Here is a 17,420-nt window from a genome sequence, read left to right as displayed (position 1 = left end):
ACGCTGGCCCTACACATCATTATGAAGTTTATTTCTTACTCATCCATTAATCAAGCTCAACTATTTTCCTATCAATGACAGCATGCTGGCAGAAAGAGTTGCAAAAAAAACAAAAAATAGCAAGACAAAAAGTCCTCTTAATTTTTTTGGACATTCGTTATCAGGTTTGAGGAAAAACAGAAGGTGTGACAGAAATATCATCAATTAAAATCGCAACATCAACACATACTAATCTATGGAAAATTACGGTCAATATAGACACAAAGATTAGTCTAGCTATGCCCCGTTGTGAACTTCTATGAGATGTGCCAGAGCCTGAATTTACTCTTCATGCTACAAAAACATCAGTAACGCAACACCACGGGAACAAAAAAACCACAACGCATTGTGGCTTTTTGCTCAGGTATTTAGGACATCCATAAAATTACAAAACGAATTTGCAGCGGCGTTCGCTCTGACTACTCAACCCGAAATCAGTCTTCAAAAAACAATTTTACCTCGCCACGTGATACATGCCGAACCTCACCGACGGGTCTTTCACACTGGTGAATGTAAAAATCAGATTCGAGTACCGTGTTACCCTTCCCAGGTTTTCGACATAGAATCCCTCGGGGTCGGTTATGAAGTCCATAAACTCATTGTACAAAGCCTCGTTTGCAGGCTTTACCACGCTGTCGGGATCTCTGAAGCCATTCCTTTTCATAACCAAACGATCGCCCTTGTCCTCAAAGACCAATAGCGGCCTCACGGTTGAGTTCGTGACACTGGCCGTTCCCGGCATCGAGATGAAGTCAATTTTGGTTCCGTTATAGGTCACCTGCATCGCGAATGAGAATCGGGGTGCCAAACCGATGTCACTCACCTTCTCGAAAAGTCTGTTAAATTCCGGCGTGGTTAGCCCACCCAGGTCCTCGTCGCCATAGAAGAACGCAAGGCTTGACGTCAACGTTGGATCAAGCATAAACTTCTGGCCATTCACCGGAACTATCGGACCGTCGGCATCGCCAATGGAAAGTTCTGCGCCGCCTTTTAGTGTCGCAGCAAAACGATTGCGTGTGGCATCGTAGCTGAACGCGACATTCTTTATGAAGCTTCCGTTGCTCAGCTTCACTGAATCCAGAAATATGCCTTGTGGCGTTAATCCATATCCGGTCACATAACCGTCATAGTACGAAGAAATAAGCGTGGCCCCCACCACCATTTGTTCCACGGATTGAATCATTATCACACGCGCATCATACGGTAAATCGAAGGCCGACTTCACAATCTTATTGCCATTTGTTTCCTGCAACGTGCGATAAACCGATCGCCGACCCGTCAACCTGCCAAGGTTTGCATACGACTGTGCAAGATCGTTCAGTGCACCGGGAGTGCTCTTGCGAAAGATCACCGTATCCTGTGTGCGATTTGTGCGGAAGATCAAATCGCCCCCAGCGTTTTGGCCATAGTATAGAAATTCAAAATCTCCTTTAAGACCCGCGCCTCTGTCGCCAGGAATAGGTGAGAAATCGGAGTCCGATAATCTATGCAACGCCCCAAACGTGGAGAACGAAAGTTTTGTGGTCGATCCTTGAAGAACTGTGTACTCCGATCTCACCGGGTTCAGATCGTTTTGCGAAAAGTCGGAGGCCGCTTCCACAATCGAATCTTTCAGAAACTTAAAGACAAATTGATAGGAACCCGTTTCATTTTTACTGGGCTTGTACGAAACAATCCATCCGTCTTCGCTGGCTTTCAACAGCTCACGCAAAGAATTAATACTTTCCAGGCTTCGCTCGGCCGGTGATTTATGAAAAACCGGATCAACTTTATTGTCCTGGCAAGCAAATGCAATCAGGATAAGAACCAATAGCGCGCTGGCCACCGTTCTGTGAAAAATATGCTTCAGTTTTTTCATCCTAGTCATGTTTTAAAACTTCCTCCCAATGATTGGACAACACCTCGCCATTGGAATCTGTAGTTTGTTTTGAATCTATTCAATAAGTCGTTGGGTGGCACGATAGACCGAGTCTTGCAACACATACAAGTCCAGGTTGTATTCAGTCTTATAATAGTCAACCACGATTTGCTCCTTTTGACGAAGCCGCGATTGCCCTGTGCCCCCGATAGACACAAGCAAGTCATCCCACTCGGTGCGGCTCATGTTCAGCATGGTGGACGCCATTTCGGCGAAATCCTCTATTTCACTGGCGCGCGCATAGGATGTGATAAAACCCTCCTCGCGCGAACCGTCCGTTGTCTCGTTGAACCACTGCGCCGTGTAGCCTTCCGGTGAAATTGTGCCATAAGCCGCCTCATCAAAAGGTTTGGTCTGATTCAGGATGTGGACATACTCATGCTGAATCGTGTGAATGAACTGATCGATTTCGCCTTTGTTCTTTTTGTTGAGAAGATCGATTTCAAAAAGGCTGATCCGTTTCCCTGCCTCTGCCAGGCCCAGGGTGATGGTGTTCGATGGATTCACATTTCTCCCCCCCACCAATACGATTTGGCGTGGCGCGATTTTCTCGACAAAGCCCGCACCGCCCACGGCCGTGTAGGGCTCGATCCAAAGTTTGTGCAACACATTCAACGCGGGCCGCACACTGTCGGCCAGCGGCGGGTGCAGGTATCGGCTTTGGTCCACCAGCGATTCCGACCAACGGTACACCACCTCGATGTTATAGGGTTTTGTGAAGTTGTCGTTTATCCAGGTGTCTAGTGCATTGAGGGGAACGGCGGTGGTGCTGAGGTTGCTGCCGGGCGAAAGGGATTCGTCGGAACTGCAGGTGGCCAGTACGACCACCAACACTGCCAGCGAAAGCCAACTCGGAATGATGCTTATGATTCTGTTCATATTTTTCGTTTGCGTTCTTCTGAAACTAAAATGTCTTTTCTGTGCACGCATGTTCATCGTCGGTTGGCCACAATTCCAAACGCCAAGGCCGACTGGGGAATTTGCAGAGCACGTCTCGCATCGTCCTTGGCCAGCACAATGGGATCGCCATCAACCTGTTTGTGTCTAACCTCCAGGTTGAACCGCTTCACATCAAACCACCGCATGCCTTCGTGATAAAACTCGCGCCGCCTGAATTCGGCAATGCCTTTGATGAAGGCGGCCTGATCGCTGGTGAGTGCATAGGGCGGAGTGTATTCGTTCGCAATCGCCGGATACGTGGTGTTCATCAAGGCGAGACTTACTTCGTCGGTAGCCGGATTGAAGCTGTCGATTTTTTGCGAGAGGTAGGCCGTTAGGTCGCTTGATGCGTTTTCAAATTGGCCCAGCATTGCGTAGGCTTCGGCCCGGTTCAACAACACTTCGTCGTTTGTGAAATGAACCAGAGACGCATAGGGGTCGCCCGTTCCTGCCGTCACGTTCGTGATTCTGAAATATTCATCATACTTGGGAATATTATTATACACGTCGGTGCCATAGATAGTATAACCCCAGGCTTTCCGGAAGGGATTGGTGGTTCGGTCCGCAAACAATTCATCGACCTTCGCGGCTGTGAGACCATAGCGAAACGAAGCAAAATTTCGTCCCACCAGGGAGTGAGCCCAAGACACCATCAGGTTTGCCCGTTCTGTCACAGACGAATATTGCGTGGCGCGTTGGGTGTAGGTCAGCTCACTTACCGAAGCCGAAACCATATCGCGCACCAACAGCTCGGGTGCGTTGTTGCCCAGCACAAGCGTGGCATTTTCAATCACCTTGTCCCACGCGCCCTTGTACAGGTAGAAGCGTGTAGCAAATGCATGCGCGGCTTTCTCGTTAAAATGAAACTTCAGCTCCTTGTAGTCATTCGTCACCAGTGTCAACCCTTCGGTCAGGTCGGCTTCTATCAGGCGATAGGTTTCTGCCATCGTTTCGCGCTGATAGTGCACGATGGCATTCTCTTCCGGCAAAAGCACATAGGGTATTCCCAGCTCACTCGCGGCCGTGGCCGGATTGTAGCGCAGGCTAAAGAAGTTCACCAGCATGAAGTGGGCATAGGCCCGGGCCAGCAAGGCTTCACCGCGCAATGCCGCCAAGCGGGTTTTGTCTCCGCCAATTTGTTCCAGCGATGCCAGCGCCTGGTTGGCATGGGCAATGGCCGCATAACTCCTTTCCCAAAAATTCGTCGGCGAGTCCAGGTCGGTCAGCGACGCATAGTCATTCCAGTGGTAGGCCTCCACGTTTGACTGCCCTTGCGTGCTGGCTTGCGCCACCGGACCTTTGTCGTCTGCATTGTCCGACATGCTTTCTGCGAATTCGGCATACTGTGCGTCTGCATAAGCATTGACCAGCAGCTTGGCAACTTTGTCTTGTGTATCCACAATCGTCCGGTTGTCAAGCGGTTCATCCAGAAAATTTGTGCACGCTCCAAGTGCCAAAACCATCAGCGTTATATAGCATATTTTTAGTTTCATAGCAGTGACTTTTTTTGACGGTTATTAAAGTCCGAGGTTCAGAGAAAGAGTATACTGTCGGGTGATTGGTTGGGCCACGCCTCCGGAGTTGTAGAATTCGGGATCGACGCCGTTCAGTTTTTTGTCCGCATAAATCAACCACGGGTTTTGCACCAGCGCGCTAATGACCATGCTCTTCACATACAGTTTGGTCAGCAGTTCTTTGGAAAGTGTGTAGCTCAGATTCACCGTGCGCAGTCGCACATACGAGCCATCGGCCACGCGCTGTGTCGAAAAGTTGTAGGCGTTGTAGGCCCTGGCAAGTTCGGTCAGGCCGTTCTCTTGCGTTAACCTGGAATCGGGAATGACGGGAAACGACGTCACCTTCTCGTCGCCGGCCAACGCCCAGCGGTTGATGAAACTTTTGGAATACACCGTCAGGTCTGTGAAAGAACTAGCACCAAACATGGCTGGTAACCGAACCTTATTGCCTCCCGATGCCGTGATGAAAAAGCCCAGCGACCAGTTTTTGTAGTGGAAAGTGTTTTGCAGGCTGATCGTCTTGTTCGCGTCTGTCGGCCCCTCATATTTGAGATAAGACAACAGACCTTTCGCCTGTCCCTCAGGCGTGGTTAGCGTAACGCCTGTGTCCTGAAAATCGACACCAAACGTTTTGTCTTCGTCCGGAATTGTATACGATGGAAGTCCTTTGTCGGTGAGCCCTGCAAATTGAATGGAGAACAGGGAGTTTCTCGGATAGCCAATAAAGCTCGCGCCTGTGTCGTCAATAGCATCCAACAATGTGGGCTTGCTTTCAATTTGCGTGACACGTTGCCGGAAGGCAGAGAAATTTAATGTCGACGTCCACGTGAACGCTCCCGAGCTTATGTTTTTGGTGCGCAGGGAAACTTCAGCGCCGCGGGTCGTCATGTCGGCGTTGTTGATGAATTTGACGGCTTGTCCCCCTACTGCCGATGTGCGCACGTAGTCAAAAAGATCAAATCCTTTTCGCTGATAGATGTCGGCCGTCACGTTAATCCGGTTTTTCGCGAGCCCTAGATCCAGGCCGATGTTGGTTTCAAATTGTTTCTCGTAGGTGAGGTCGTTGTTGCGCAGGTCTTCGATTGTGATAGCTGATTCGCGGTCATTAATGCGCCAGCGTCCTTGTGTAATGTTGCTGCGCAACACGGCCAACGTGTTCGTGGCCGTGCCCGCGATGGCGGTGAGGCCATACGATGCACGAAGATTCAGGGTTGTTAGCCAGCCATAGTCCCGGAAGAAACTTTCTTCCTTCGCGTTCCATTTTGCACCAAAAGTATAGGTCGGCGTCCAGCGCACTTTTCCATTCCGCAGTCCTTGCGTGTTGGAGGCGTTGAGATTTCCCGTGAAGGAAAAGAAATATTTGCCTCTGAATCCATAGGTAAGGCGCGAGAAAAAACTGGCCGTTCGTTCACTGGTTGTGCCGGCCCTGTCGCCGGGGTTTCGGGGACTTCCCAGCGTGAAATAGGACCCTTGTTCTCCCAGCACCTTGGAAATGATATTCGGATCGGTGTTCGGAATTTTCCCACCCGAATAGTCGAGCCCATAGCCCTCGAATCCGGTTTCTTCACGATTCACAAACCGAATTTCCTGCCCGATAAATGCATCAAACTCGTGATCGGCATTAAAGGTCTCCTTAAACGTGAGCGAGTTTCTCACATAATAGTTTCGAAGAAAATTTTCGGTCCTGAAATAAAGCCCTCCTTCGGGCAGCACCACCACGGGCGGACGTGTGGGATTGTCCGGATCTTTCCAGAGAAAAATGTTGGCGTCGCGGATAACCGTGTTGTCGTCGGCCCGGTACGCTCCCGCCACATTGCTATCCTCGGTGATCTGATGTTCGCTCACACTGTTTGCATACCGAACCGCCCCAACAAAAGCATACTGCACCTTATTGTGGAACAACGGTATCTGAAAATCGGTTTGCAGTTTTATGTCCTGCACGCGCACATCGGTGAAGTTGTTTTTTGTTTCGTTCAGAATATTAAAGGGTGCCCAGTTGAAAGTATAATACTCCAGGTTTTCGTTGTCATCGTAAGGCCGGAGTGTTCTGCTGGTATTGAGTCCATACGAATACGGATTGATGTCGAAGTCGCGCGTGAGTGAACCATATACGTCGTCCGAATTTCGGTTGAACGATCCCGGCGCCAATTGCTGCCTATAGGAACCGAGCATTGACACCGTGAGTTGCGCATCTCTCTTCAGAAAAAAAGTATTGCGGAGATTGAGCGATAACCTGTCCACTTTGTCGGCGATGGTCCAACCGGGATCTTTGTATAATCCGACGGAAGAATAAAACTGATTGTTGTGTCCACCTCCCGACAGGCTGATTGTGTGATTCTGTGTTACTGACGATTTGAACAAGGTGTTGAACCAGTTCGTGTTTGCCTGCTCGTAGGTTTGGAGAAACTGGTTTCGCGCTTGTGGGTTGTTTGCTACTTGGAACGCGCCGGTCTCCGGGTCGAACGTGTTGATGCGATTGGCCATGATGCCGTATGCACCACTGTAGCGGCTTTGGCTGATGGTTGTGATGTCGAGCAGGCCCTTGTTTTCCAACTCTTTCAGGATGCCGAAATTTTCCTTCGAGTCCAGGATGTCGGTGTTAGCATACGTGGGCACATGACGGGTGGTGAACTCGCCCGAATAACTCACCGACAGCGGGGCATCGCGACGTCCGCGTTTTGTCTTGATAACAATGACACCATTCAGCGACCGCGAGCCATACAACGCGGTGGCCGAAGCGTCCTTCAATATCTCAAAGCTTTCAATATCGTTCGGGTTAAGACCGGCCACCGACGACCCGATGAGGGTACTTGTGTTGCCCGATACCAGGTCGCTCAGCGACAGATTCACCAGATCTTCCTGCACCACACCGTCAACCACCCACAACGGTTTGCCATCGCCGGTGATGGACGACGCACCGCGAATGGTGATTTTCGGACCTGCACCAAACGTGCCCGACACGTTTTGTATGTTAACACCGGCGGCACGGCCTTGCAGCATCTGAGAAACGTCGCCAAGCCCTTTCACGTGCACATCTTCCATGGCCAGACTTTGCGCGGCGCCTGTATACGTTCGCTTGGAAACATCGCCATAGCCGGTCACCACCACTTCCTCCAAGGCCGTGAAGCCTTTCAGCGTAACGTTCACCACGGTCTGACTCCCCACCAGAACTTCCTGCGATTCAAAACCAACAAACGAAAACACCAGCACATCGTCAGGATTTACGGTGAGGGTATACGCCCCTCCAGCATCTGCGGCCGTGCCCCGGGTCGATCCCTTAATCAAAATCGAAGCTCCCGGCAATGCAACTCCGTTTTCATCCACAACCTTTCCGGTAACCGCTTGCTGCATGATCTTGCTAACCGCGGCACTCGCAACGGCCATAGCAGGAAGCGAGTGCAGCTTGACTCCGGACAATGCCGCAACGTTGTCGCCCCAAAGATTCTTCCGGACGCCGTGCGCATTACCACCCGCAGAAGCTGACAATAGGCCCACCGAAAACAAGGCGGTGAACAGAAGAGGAATGAGTTGTTCCTTAACCGGCAAGTGTACAGGCACCGTGTGTAAACATTTCATCATAGGCGAGGTTAGGTTAATTACGTATTCAAGAAGACAAAATCAGTTCCTGTTTGAACCCGTTCCACGGAGATCAGACTGAAAAATTATGTGTGATAACACCGGGCAAACTCTACCTGAGCGTGCACGGCTACCCTCAAAGGAGAAAAAACTCTCCACCGTGCAAAACAACCAACGCTCCGATAGTAAAGTCTACCCAGGCATTACCGCTATGGCTACACGCCGGGCTCAAACCAGGAACCGAAAACCAAACTGCTATGGCCTGACACAAACGTAGTCCACACCACTGCAAAAAACTTGCAGTGGTGTTTTTTCAAAAAATATTTTTTTCTGCTTGGATCTCAGCGCACTTATTGAACGGATCGTTCTAACGCCCCAGATATTGTTTATATCTGCCTCAATTCATTTTTCAACGCACGCACCTTATATGCAGGGTTCGTTTTTATTCTATTGTTCACTCTGAGAAATTGCTTTTTTGAATAATCTTCGACCAGGGAAATAAAAAACCGGTTTCCCATGTACGTCTGTCCGATCACGTTCACCGAATTTGGATCGTTGTAAGCAGAATAGGCAAACCGCGTGGACTCGACAAGACCTATCGCCACGATGTCCCGCCGGCCCAACGCTTGAATTAAAAAATGGAACGTAAAAAATGATATTGACCTGGGGGCATGAATGATCGTTCCTTGATCTGTGGTTTGAAATTGAAAGTCGTCGATGACCAGGCTTTCGGCAAGCTCCCCTAGTGTTTCAGAAATCTTGGATTTAACAAGGGCGATGTCGCGTTCCTCAACCAAAATACGCTTCTTCATTCCTTCAAATTGAATAAACCTTTTCCGGTCTGTTTTATAGTCGTTGATGCGTTCGCCGTCTTTGCCTGTAATCCATCTATACAATATGACAGGAATTCTGAAGAGAACTTCGACCACTACTTCTGCAGCTGTTTCTGCGATGATTTCAAACATAAAGATTGATAGGATTAAACATAGGAACTCATTCAATCAGCGCGTTTATCTGCCCAACCCGCTCTAGTAAATATCCTCATTGATTCCACTCAGTTAAAAAAGATAAACGCCGGTGCACTCAAGTCAAATACTTTACTTTAATATCGCAAATTTCTCATCAAACATCTTGTTCAACTAATTTTATGCGGATTTGAATAGATTGTATGAGAGGAGCTTAGTTATCAGGAAGTTTACGAGACAAGATAAAGGGGTCACAAAGGTGACATTGCTTACACCATCGTTCTATTAGATGTCAAACAAGGTTTTTTGATACACGCCACCTCTTATTTTATTGATCAATTCGCGTAAAAATTCGTAGTGCTTAACGTATTGATTCGGAACAAAAATCAATTTCAGGTTTTTGCTGTTCAGGAGTTGCGTTTTAAGCTTATCAGAGTCCATTCGCTTTCTATCGTGATAGTGCTCGGCACCATTGATCTCAAATACGATCTGAGGCACCTTACCCACATAGATGACTCCATCAAACTCTCGTTTATTTAATGCTGAATTATTGATCTCCTCCGGAAACAGATCGATTAATTTTACGTTCCTTTCGAATCGGGTTCCCTGCACTGTACAATAGTGGCTCATGGTTTTATAGAACTCGTCCTCGAATATTGAATTTTGCGAGAACCCAATGGTAAACCTATTTACCACACTTTGTGAAATCTGGGTGGCTCCATGTTTTTCAACATATTCAATTAGTGCATATAAGTCATCATCCTTCCTGGATAAAATATCTATAGCCTTTTTGTCTGTAACCACCACAAGTTTTTCCTGTGCCCGGGTAACACCAACATTAATCAACTGACTATTGTTCTTCACCCAATCGTATGTGCGGAGCGTTGTATTTCCCGAAATCGATGTTGATATGATTATAGTTTTGTTTTCCTGACCCTGGACTTTATGAATTGTTCCACAACTTATCGCGGGATCAATTTCACCCTTCTCTTTTGCCGCCTGCAGATAATGATTTAAAACTTCTTCCTGGTTTCTGAATGGGGTGATAATGAAAACGTCGGATAGCCTGTTAATCCTTATGTGATTTACAATTTCCTGTGCCTCTTCCAGGGTAGAGTTCTTCAGTTTATGGTTTACATTATTCACATTGATAAGCTGCACCTCACCGATGTTACTCAGCATCGAAAGATTCAACTTATTCTCATAAAACCGCATGTTTGAATAACTAATGATCTTTTTACCACAGCGATAATGATAGCTCAATAAAATATCCCGAGAAATATTATCTATTCTCTTATACGTTGAAAGAATTGAATTCTGGTAGTAGTCATACGCTTCACCAACCGCGAACTGTTTCATCAGTTCCTCGTTTCTGGTTTCTTCAAAAAGAACAATCGGTTTTAGTTGGTTGGTGTCACCTATTAACACCATGTTTTTACACTTGGAAATGGGGATAAGGCTGGTGGCTACATCACACTGGCCGGCTTCATCGATAGCCAGCAGATCAAACTTAAACTTTCTACCCAGTTTGCGACTGGATATATTAGTCGTGAGGATGATGGGGAATACCCGTGTGAACTTTTCCAGATTCTCGTCGTCCGCAATCCACCTATTAAATTCTTTTATTTGGTCAAACTCGTCTTCAAGTTCCAGGATTTCAATAAGCTCCTGGTAATCCTTCGTTCTCAGGCGTTTTACACAACGTAGTGATTCGAAATAAAAAAACTGAAGCAATTGGTGATTTCCCTTTATTACTTCATAGATGTTATTCAAATCGTCATTATTGATCTCCGGTATCTGACCAAGTTTCTCTTCCAGTACGTCCTTCTCCTTTTCCAGCAGATGGTTTCTTTCTTTCGCCAATAAGCTGTTTACGAATTCGATGTTTTGAGCTAAGTCTAACCTATCTTCGTATTGCTTGAGCTTACCCAGTAGTAACTTGTTATTCTCCTTCGATTTTTCTTTTAAGTTAAAAAGCAGTTCCTCCTTGGGTACATCTTTCGTTTCAAAGGCATACAACGCCCTGATTGTTTTTAATGCCTGCGCGATGTATTCCACATTACCCAGCCTGACTACGGGGAACAAAATATTTTTATCACGATACTTCCCTAAGTCCAATTTATCTTTGATCCCATCCAAGGGCACATTGTTATTGGATGAGATCAACAACGTTTTGCCGTTGGTGAGGCAATTCACGATAATATTAAGAAGCGTTTGTGTTTTGCCCGTGCCCGGTGGCCCTTGCACGTACGTGATCGGGTATTTTAATGCATTGTAAACCGTGCGAAGCTGATCGATATTCACATGCTTATCATACAGCACGATGTGTGGCTCTTTTCTATTCTTTCTGTCCAGCAGCGACAGGTTTTGAAAAAATGCTTTTATGGGAATTTGCACTTCATTGTTCTGGTGGTCTTCATTAATGTTATCATAGATCCCGGCAATATCGATTTGATTGTATCCTAAAACGACCACCTCAGGTCGTGTGTTTGGTAGCTCGCCTGTTTTAAAACTACTTCTCACCATTTCAATAGTCTCAGCTTTATCCCTGGCATACAGCGTTTCAAAATCAGCCGGACTTAAATCTGTGTAGTACGACAGCGAGTGTCTTACTCCCTGAATGTAAAAGTTCGGATTGAATTGCGTTTTGCTTGCCAGACGAAGGGTTTTACGAACAGGATCAAACGTCAGCTTTCTGAAAGCAATTACAAATTTGCCTCTTGACATCAGATCAAGAGAGAACTCGCATAGGGCCAATTCATAATCATGGAATGATTTATAATCGTTGCTGTAGATTTCCTGAATGATCTGCCTTTGCTGTTTATCGGTTAGTGAATAGGGGGTTGTCTTCACCAATTCCGGTAAATCCAAGCCTTCAATTAAATGGGCTTTGTGCAGAAAAGGATCTCTGTTTGCTTTATAGCATTCCAGGTAATAGTCCAGAATATTGTTATCATACCGATAGAAATCATAAATCAGCAAGCTATCATCATGGTCCAGTTTTGATATAAGTTTTTCCGGAACGTCATAGTGCGAGAACTTAAGGATTTCAGCAGACTGGATTTCCGATATAAATATTTTACCGTCCAATATAGGGTTGTCCTTCGTGACATTGAATATGTTCCCACGTAGTTCTCCCCGAGCAGTAATATCGTACACGCTTATCCAAAATGGCGTGACCTCACCACTTCTGTTTTTGTAGGTAATATTCAGATATTTTCCTTCCCTTATGGCTTTCCCAATAAGGATGGTGATTTTTTTATCGATCATTAATTACGGAGCTAAGTGGTAAGGGAAGGTCCAGCCCAAAGACTAACCACTTAAATTTACCAATTTGTAGTATACCTTAAGCTGTAGATCACTTGCAAAGTAAGACTGATGTTATCAATCCGTTTAAAGTTTGAGAATTTAGAATCGCCAGTCTGGGGACTGGTCACATGGTAGCGTAAGCTTTCCCATAGTAGCTACACTCGAATGTAATAATTACCATCTTAACCCCTTGTTGGAATGTGGGGATACTCGGTGTCGGCCTGGGGGCTTCCACATTTCAACAGGAACGCCCGTGGCCTAAAGTTATCTAAGGTCGAACATTGTTGTGTTCAGATAAACTTCTCTGTTCTCATATCTAACCTGATGTAAGTCATCGAACAAGTAAGCACCTAGGACTTCATCGCGATAGGTTCTGTTGAAGCGCTCAATTTGGCTTTGCTGGCTGAATAAATTTCAACTCAAGATGTCCGTATTTCTTCCATCTTGATCCTTGTATAAAATCAGGGCAGTAGACTGGAGGGTCGGTAGTTCGAACCTTTTCCTTCAGGACTTATTAAAAATCAAAATTTTTAATAAGTGAAGAGGAGGGCTCTGAACCGATTACTATTACTTGGATTTACAGCACTTTACGAGAGAAAGAATTTGTGGCGGACCGAGTATCCACCTATGATATTACCATAGTGCCTACGGTTCAAAAAAATGCATTTTGTCAACACATCACAATCTGAGATTCGGTGGTCAAAAGTTGCGACCGTAAATGAGAACTTTGTCCTTAAGGCTTGCCGAAAAAGCATAACTTGTCTTTCCTCGCCAGTCGTTAAAGCTTTTTTTTCGATGAGATCATCAAAGAACCACGCTGAATACTGACATCATTTCTTTCAAGCTCTTTAATGCGTTTTAGTTGGCTCGCCTCAAGTCCGCCATATTTTGCTTTTCAATTGAAAAGTGTAGCAGTGCTTATTCCGTGCTCGCCGCAAAAGATCCGCCCCAGGCGTTCCTCCATCATATGGGCTTCAGATCCGATTGATCGAAAAACAATACATTCCAAAAGTGGGTCCTGGCCTGATCGCACCGTAGATCGAAAATGCTGTCACAGTCGAATTTTTTTTCACTGCAATTTGCTTGCAGTGCGAGGCTTTTTCTTTGTGAAACGTTATGGAAGTAAGCAATAGATGTAATGAGAAAACGAATAGAACTCTCGCCATGGAGGTGGTTCAATTAATCCATGGCTGCAAGCCTCGCCCGCCTACGGCTCGCGATGTCCCGGTATTGGTGACAACCCTATGAGATGCGAAGTCCGTGAGGCAAAGCTCATGTGGAGTGGAGTACAAGATCCTTTGAAATAACAGAGCTTTTGGCCGCCAGGAAGTGATCCAATTTCAGGCATTGTCGGATATGTGCCCTGGAACTCGTAGCATACAAGCATCCCGAAAGGATTTCGCGTGTCTTGAAAAATTACGCCACCCTCAAAGCAGTAATCTATTTTTTTTAAAAACAATCCAATGATAAAAGTTAAAACCGTTTTAGCGATGCTCGCATGCTTGCTGTCGCTAGAAACCTTCGCTCAACTGACCAGTTGGCAAGACCAGAATCGATATTGGTACTACCGATACCGTCTTGTCGATGAGTTCTTGGTGCGGGGCGAAGAAAATCCGCTTAATTGTAACGTCGCCACTGGATACAGCCTGCCAGCCGAAACAGTAGACATGACTAATACTGAGAATCGTGAGAAGGTTGACCTGTCTTGGGCAGACGCAACATCGTATCTAGGCTACTATATTGGTGTTTTGGCGACCGAATATCAACTCCTTAAACGCAACGGTCAAGCGACGGGAAACACCTTGCGCGAGCTATACTATGCCATGAAAGCGTACGAACGACTGGATCAAAAGGCTGACTATTTGTATTATCCTCATTGGGGATCTGGCTGCGAACCTGGTGATCTTAATGGTACGTTCGTTCGAGATGATGTAAGTAAGGAATTTTTGAAACGAATTCGCCCCGATTGGGTCGCCCGCTATTCAGGTGACGGCAGCTTTCGCATAAATTCAGTTTATAACCATCACTATGAAGAGAAGATTGAACCCAACACGGCCAAAAGCAACATTTATATGACGCAAGACCAGATCGCTGATTTATTTATGGGGTTTGCCCTTGTCAAGAAATGCCTCGGCAGCGATAGTTACGGAGGATATGACTTTTCGGCAAAGGCTCAGGCCTACACTAACAGAATAACCAAATGGTACGAGAATCACGGATGGTTTGGTAAATTGGCAAACGGAGAAATGTTTGAAAATGGTGACAACATCTTCACTGAGTGGAACTCATACGGACTTGTTGCGGCTGCAGAAAAAATAACCGGGGAAAATTATTCAACCGCCTTGCCTCCACTCTCTAAAGAACGGTGGTACGAGTTGTGTGATCCTTTAGCTGGACCGCCAATCATGTCGTTGATTTACGACTTCAAAAAGCAAGATTTTCAGGCTGCTCTGATTATGACCTATGCTGCAGTCGGGAACTCTTGGCAATACGCCATTTCGCCTAAGAAGAGAAAAACCCTCATACCAGGATTGATTTTTTGGGAGTTTGACGTTGATTTGCCGGGGCTGAAGATTTCCTTTCCGCCAATCGGTCCCCTGCCCGACATAGGTGATCCTCCATCTGTGAAATTTTCAAATGTCACCGATAATTTCCTGACATCTTACGGTTTAAAACAACATCAAGAAGTTTATGCCTTGCTGAATGAATATTTGAATGATAACTCTACAACCATTGGGTCGGACTATTTTGCACACATTATAACCGGCGCACCATGTGAGGGACCGCATCATCGTCCTGCGTCCGATGTAAACGATGTTGGGCTGAACGGCTGGCGAGGCGTCAGCCGCTGGGAACGACCTCAAAGCGCCGACGGCTACATAGACTATAAAAATCTTGGAGAGACATCTGGAAAATTCAACGGGCTGGATTATATGCTCCTATACAACATTTATATGCTGTCGCGAGGATCTAACGAGCCAGCCTACAAAAACTCGATGAACAAGACGCTCGGGAACATCAGCATCGGTGGAAAATATTGGGCCTATGAATCGCTCGAACTTACTGGAATAGTGACAGCCTCGGCGGTTGAGCTTGCAGCCAACAAATCTGTGGTGCTTAAACCTGGCTCTAAGATAGCAAGCGGTTCAACAGTTCGAATCTTCAACGGGCCCCTCACAGCATGTAACACCACCACCCCATCAGCAGGACGTGAGATTGTGCGGCCGTATACGCCGCCTAGCGCAGAAGAACTTACCAAACAAGTGAACGCCAACCTGGAAGCAAAAATTAGAGCGCAGTACAATTCGATTTACGAGCAATACAAACCTTATATCATCGACTCCACAACGCTGCATGCCAAATACCAAGAAGCATCCAAATTGGTAGAACAACTATCAGTTTACCCGAACCCCACGAACGGCAAGTACAATGTACAAGTTAATCTCAGCAAGGCTCAAAACGTTCAAATTACAATCTCAGACATCTACGGCGGAAATCGCGAAATCTTGTTCGACGCCTATCTTGAAGCTGGTGTACAGGTGCTAACGTTTGCAATCCCGGAGGCCAATACTGGACTATACAACCTGGAGGCGAAATGCAGTGAATTCAGCCTCGTAAAACGACTTGTTAAAAAACATTGACACAAATAAATCAAATAAGAAAATGAAAATAATTGCTATTACCCTATTGTCAGGTCTCTCGTTCACATGTCACGGTCAGTGGTCCACGACCGGTTCAGATCGCATCAGAACAGATTATAGTGTCGGCATTGGTCCTACTGAGGCATGTGCGTTTATGAATTCAAACCAGGCAGCCGCACCAACCTACGATGGCCCCGATAAAGTGCTGACCATTTCAGCTGCCGCTCCTACTAATACTACGTACGAAGGGCGACCCATACTTGAATTTGCACGCAACGTCAATAACTACAGTAACGGTGCAAAAGTCGGCGGAATTTATTTTACCAATAGCGGAGGACAAAAAGATCAGCATCGCCAGGTTGCTGGCATTTGGTCTGAACGGACAAGCTATTCCGTCGTCCCTAACGGTGTCGGTGCCCGTCTTGTATTCATGACCAAGAGAGATGGAGCCGGAGTTCAAAATAAGATGACATTTGACCAGGATGGTAATCTGGGCATTGGTGTTGCCGACACAAAAGGATACAAATTGGCGGTTGCCGGTAAGGCTGTGGCCGAAGAGGTAGTGGTAAAACTACAAGGCAGCTGGCCTGACTATGTTTTTGAAGGTGATTACAAGATCCCAACCTTGCTTGAACTCAACGCTTTTATCCAGCAGCATAAACATTTGCCGGGCGTTCCATCTCAAAGCGATATTGCTCAAGTCGGCATAAACCTTGGTAACATGGATGCTGTATTACTGAAGAAAATTGAGGAGCTGACGCTTTATGTGATTGAGCTCAAAAACGATGTCGAACGGTTGAAAGAGGAGAACGAGAAGTTAACGAGTAGTTATAAGAAGTAAATAATTAGCGCTGCATCACTGAACTTTAATTGTCGGATGTTGTGTCAAACGCTAAAAAAGACCTGCATTTGGATTTGCAGGTCTTTTTATTGACTTGGCTACTGGCCCATTGAGCGAATTAATATTGGGAGGCATTTATCTGCAATAGTTAAGACTTGGCTCTATAGGCAATCAGAAGCTTGCATTCTATACCTTACACTCTCAAATGCGGATTCTGAATTTGAGTGGGTTCAGTCAAGGACAGCGAAGGGTAGGCAAGCGCCTGGGGCTGTTCATTTTACCCTTGACGGGTTCCAATCAAAATCCACCTTACATTTGTGAGAGGGTAAGATTTGGTCGGACAGGAACATGGTGTCAGATTATCATTCAGGGTCTGTAAAATAAACTGTGTCAGTAATAATTGTTGAAGATGTTGGAATGTGGGAAACATGTGCCTGATAGTGGGCTGGTTTTTCCATATTTCAACATCACTATAAAGATAGCTTCAGCTGTAATAGCTAGTACTTGATCTGACAGTTGAGCTAGGGATTCCTTCCTACTAGACAAAGGTAGCCCCCGCTCCAAATAAGTCAAGGGCTTCGCGAGTGGCCGCGCAGAATCCTTCGCACGCCCAAAGCCACCCTTGACTTATTTTCCGCTTGCGGCTGTTTACGGCCTATGAGGAAGAAATGAAAAAGT

Annotated in this window: 8 protein-coding genes; 2 read left to right on the top strand and 6 right to left on the bottom strand. The window is 46.3% G+C overall.

Annotation, left to right across the window (positions count from 1 at the left end; translation table 11 throughout):
* Window positions 1-493: 493 nt before the first annotated feature.
* The 6 genes from JI741_RS05920 to JI741_RS05895 all read right to left on the bottom strand — a co-directional run bounded on the left by JI741_RS05920 (window position 494) and on the right by JI741_RS05895 (window position 12,221).
* The gene (locus JI741_RS05920; protein WP_202008130.1) at window positions 494-1,897 is read right to left on the bottom strand and encodes a DUF4302 domain-containing protein; all 1,404 of its coding nucleotides are present in this window, start codon (window positions 1,895-1,897) and stop codon (window positions 494-496) included.
* Window positions 1,898-1,972: 75 nt separating this feature from the next.
* On the bottom strand, window positions 1,973-2,836 hold the full coding sequence (locus JI741_RS05915; protein ID WP_202008129.1) for a zinc-binding metallopeptidase: 864 nt from the start codon (window positions 2,834-2,836) through the stop codon (window positions 1,973-1,975).
* Between the two features lie 53 nt (window positions 2,837-2,889).
* The gene (locus JI741_RS05910) at window positions 2,890-4,389 is read right to left on the bottom strand and encodes a RagB/SusD family nutrient uptake outer membrane protein (protein ID WP_202008128.1); all 1,500 of its coding nucleotides are present in this window, start codon (window positions 4,387-4,389) and stop codon (window positions 2,890-2,892) included.
* A gap of 24 nt (window positions 4,390-4,413) precedes the next feature.
* Window positions 4,414-7,989 carry a SusC/RagA family TonB-linked outer membrane protein gene (locus JI741_RS05905; RefSeq protein WP_202008127.1) on the bottom strand — a complete coding sequence of 1,192 codons (3,576 nt, stop codon included), beginning with the start codon at window positions 7,987-7,989 and terminating at the stop codon, window positions 4,414-4,416.
* A gap of 383 nt (window positions 7,990-8,372) precedes the next feature.
* Window positions 8,373-8,951, bottom strand: coding sequence for a hypothetical protein (locus JI741_RS05900; RefSeq protein WP_202008126.1), 579 nt, complete (start codon window positions 8,949-8,951; stop codon window positions 8,373-8,375).
* 285 nt (window positions 8,952-9,236) lie between these two features.
* A complete protein-coding gene (locus JI741_RS05895) occupies window positions 9,237-12,221 on the bottom strand; it encodes a DEAD/DEAH box helicase (protein WP_202008125.1) in 2,985 nt (994 codons plus the stop codon).
* A 1,502-nt stretch (window positions 12,222-13,723) separates the two neighbouring features.
* On the opposite strand from JI741_RS05895, the gene JI741_RS05890 reads away from it, so the two are divergent.
* The gene (locus JI741_RS05890; protein WP_202008124.1) at window positions 13,724-15,901 is read left to right on the top strand and encodes a T9SS type A sorting domain-containing protein; all 2,178 of its coding nucleotides are present in this window, start codon (window positions 13,724-13,726) and stop codon (window positions 15,899-15,901) included.
* A 22-nt stretch (window positions 15,902-15,923) separates the two neighbouring features.
* Window positions 15,924-16,742, top strand: coding sequence for a hypothetical protein (locus JI741_RS05885; RefSeq protein WP_202008123.1), 819 nt, complete (start codon window positions 15,924-15,926; stop codon window positions 16,740-16,742).
* Window positions 16,743-17,420 lie beyond the last annotated feature (678 nt).

The organism is Chryseolinea lacunae, from assembly GCF_016735595.1.
Taxonomy (GTDB): Bacteria; Bacteroidota; Bacteroidia; order Cytophagales; family Cyclobacteriaceae; genus Chryseolinea; species Chryseolinea lacunae.
The sequence above is the reverse complement of the archived record's forward strand: the minus strand, read 5'-3'. Positions and strand labels throughout refer to the sequence as shown.

Bases quoted from the DNA above. Each gene is read 5' to 3' on its own strand.
- JI741_RS05905 (WP_202008127.1), bottom strand. From the start codon at position 7,989: ATGATGAAATGTTTACACACGGTGCCTGTACACTTGCCGGTTAAGGAA.
- JI741_RS05895 (WP_202008125.1), bottom strand. From the start codon at position 12,221: ATGATCGATAAAAAAATCACCATCCTTATTGGGAAAGCCATAAGGGAA.
- JI741_RS05920 (WP_202008130.1), bottom strand. From the start codon at position 1,897: ATGAAAAAACTGAAGCATATTTTTCACAGAACGGTGGCCAGCGCGCTA.
- JI741_RS05885 (WP_202008123.1), top strand. From the start codon at position 15,924: ATGAAAATAATTGCTATTACCCTATTGTCAGGTCTCTCGTTCACATGT.
- JI741_RS05915 (WP_202008129.1), bottom strand. From the start codon at position 2,836: ATGAACAGAATCATAAGCATCATTCCGAGTTGGCTTTCGCTGGCAGTG.
- JI741_RS05900 (WP_202008126.1), bottom strand. From the start codon at position 8,951: ATGTTTGAAATCATCGCAGAAACAGCTGCAGAAGTAGTGGTCGAAGTT.
- JI741_RS05890 (WP_202008124.1), top strand. From the start codon at position 13,724: ATGATAAAAGTTAAAACCGTTTTAGCGATGCTCGCATGCTTGCTGTCG.
- JI741_RS05910 (WP_202008128.1), bottom strand. From the start codon at position 4,389: ATGAAACTAAAAATATGCTATATAACGCTGATGGTTTTGGCACTTGGA.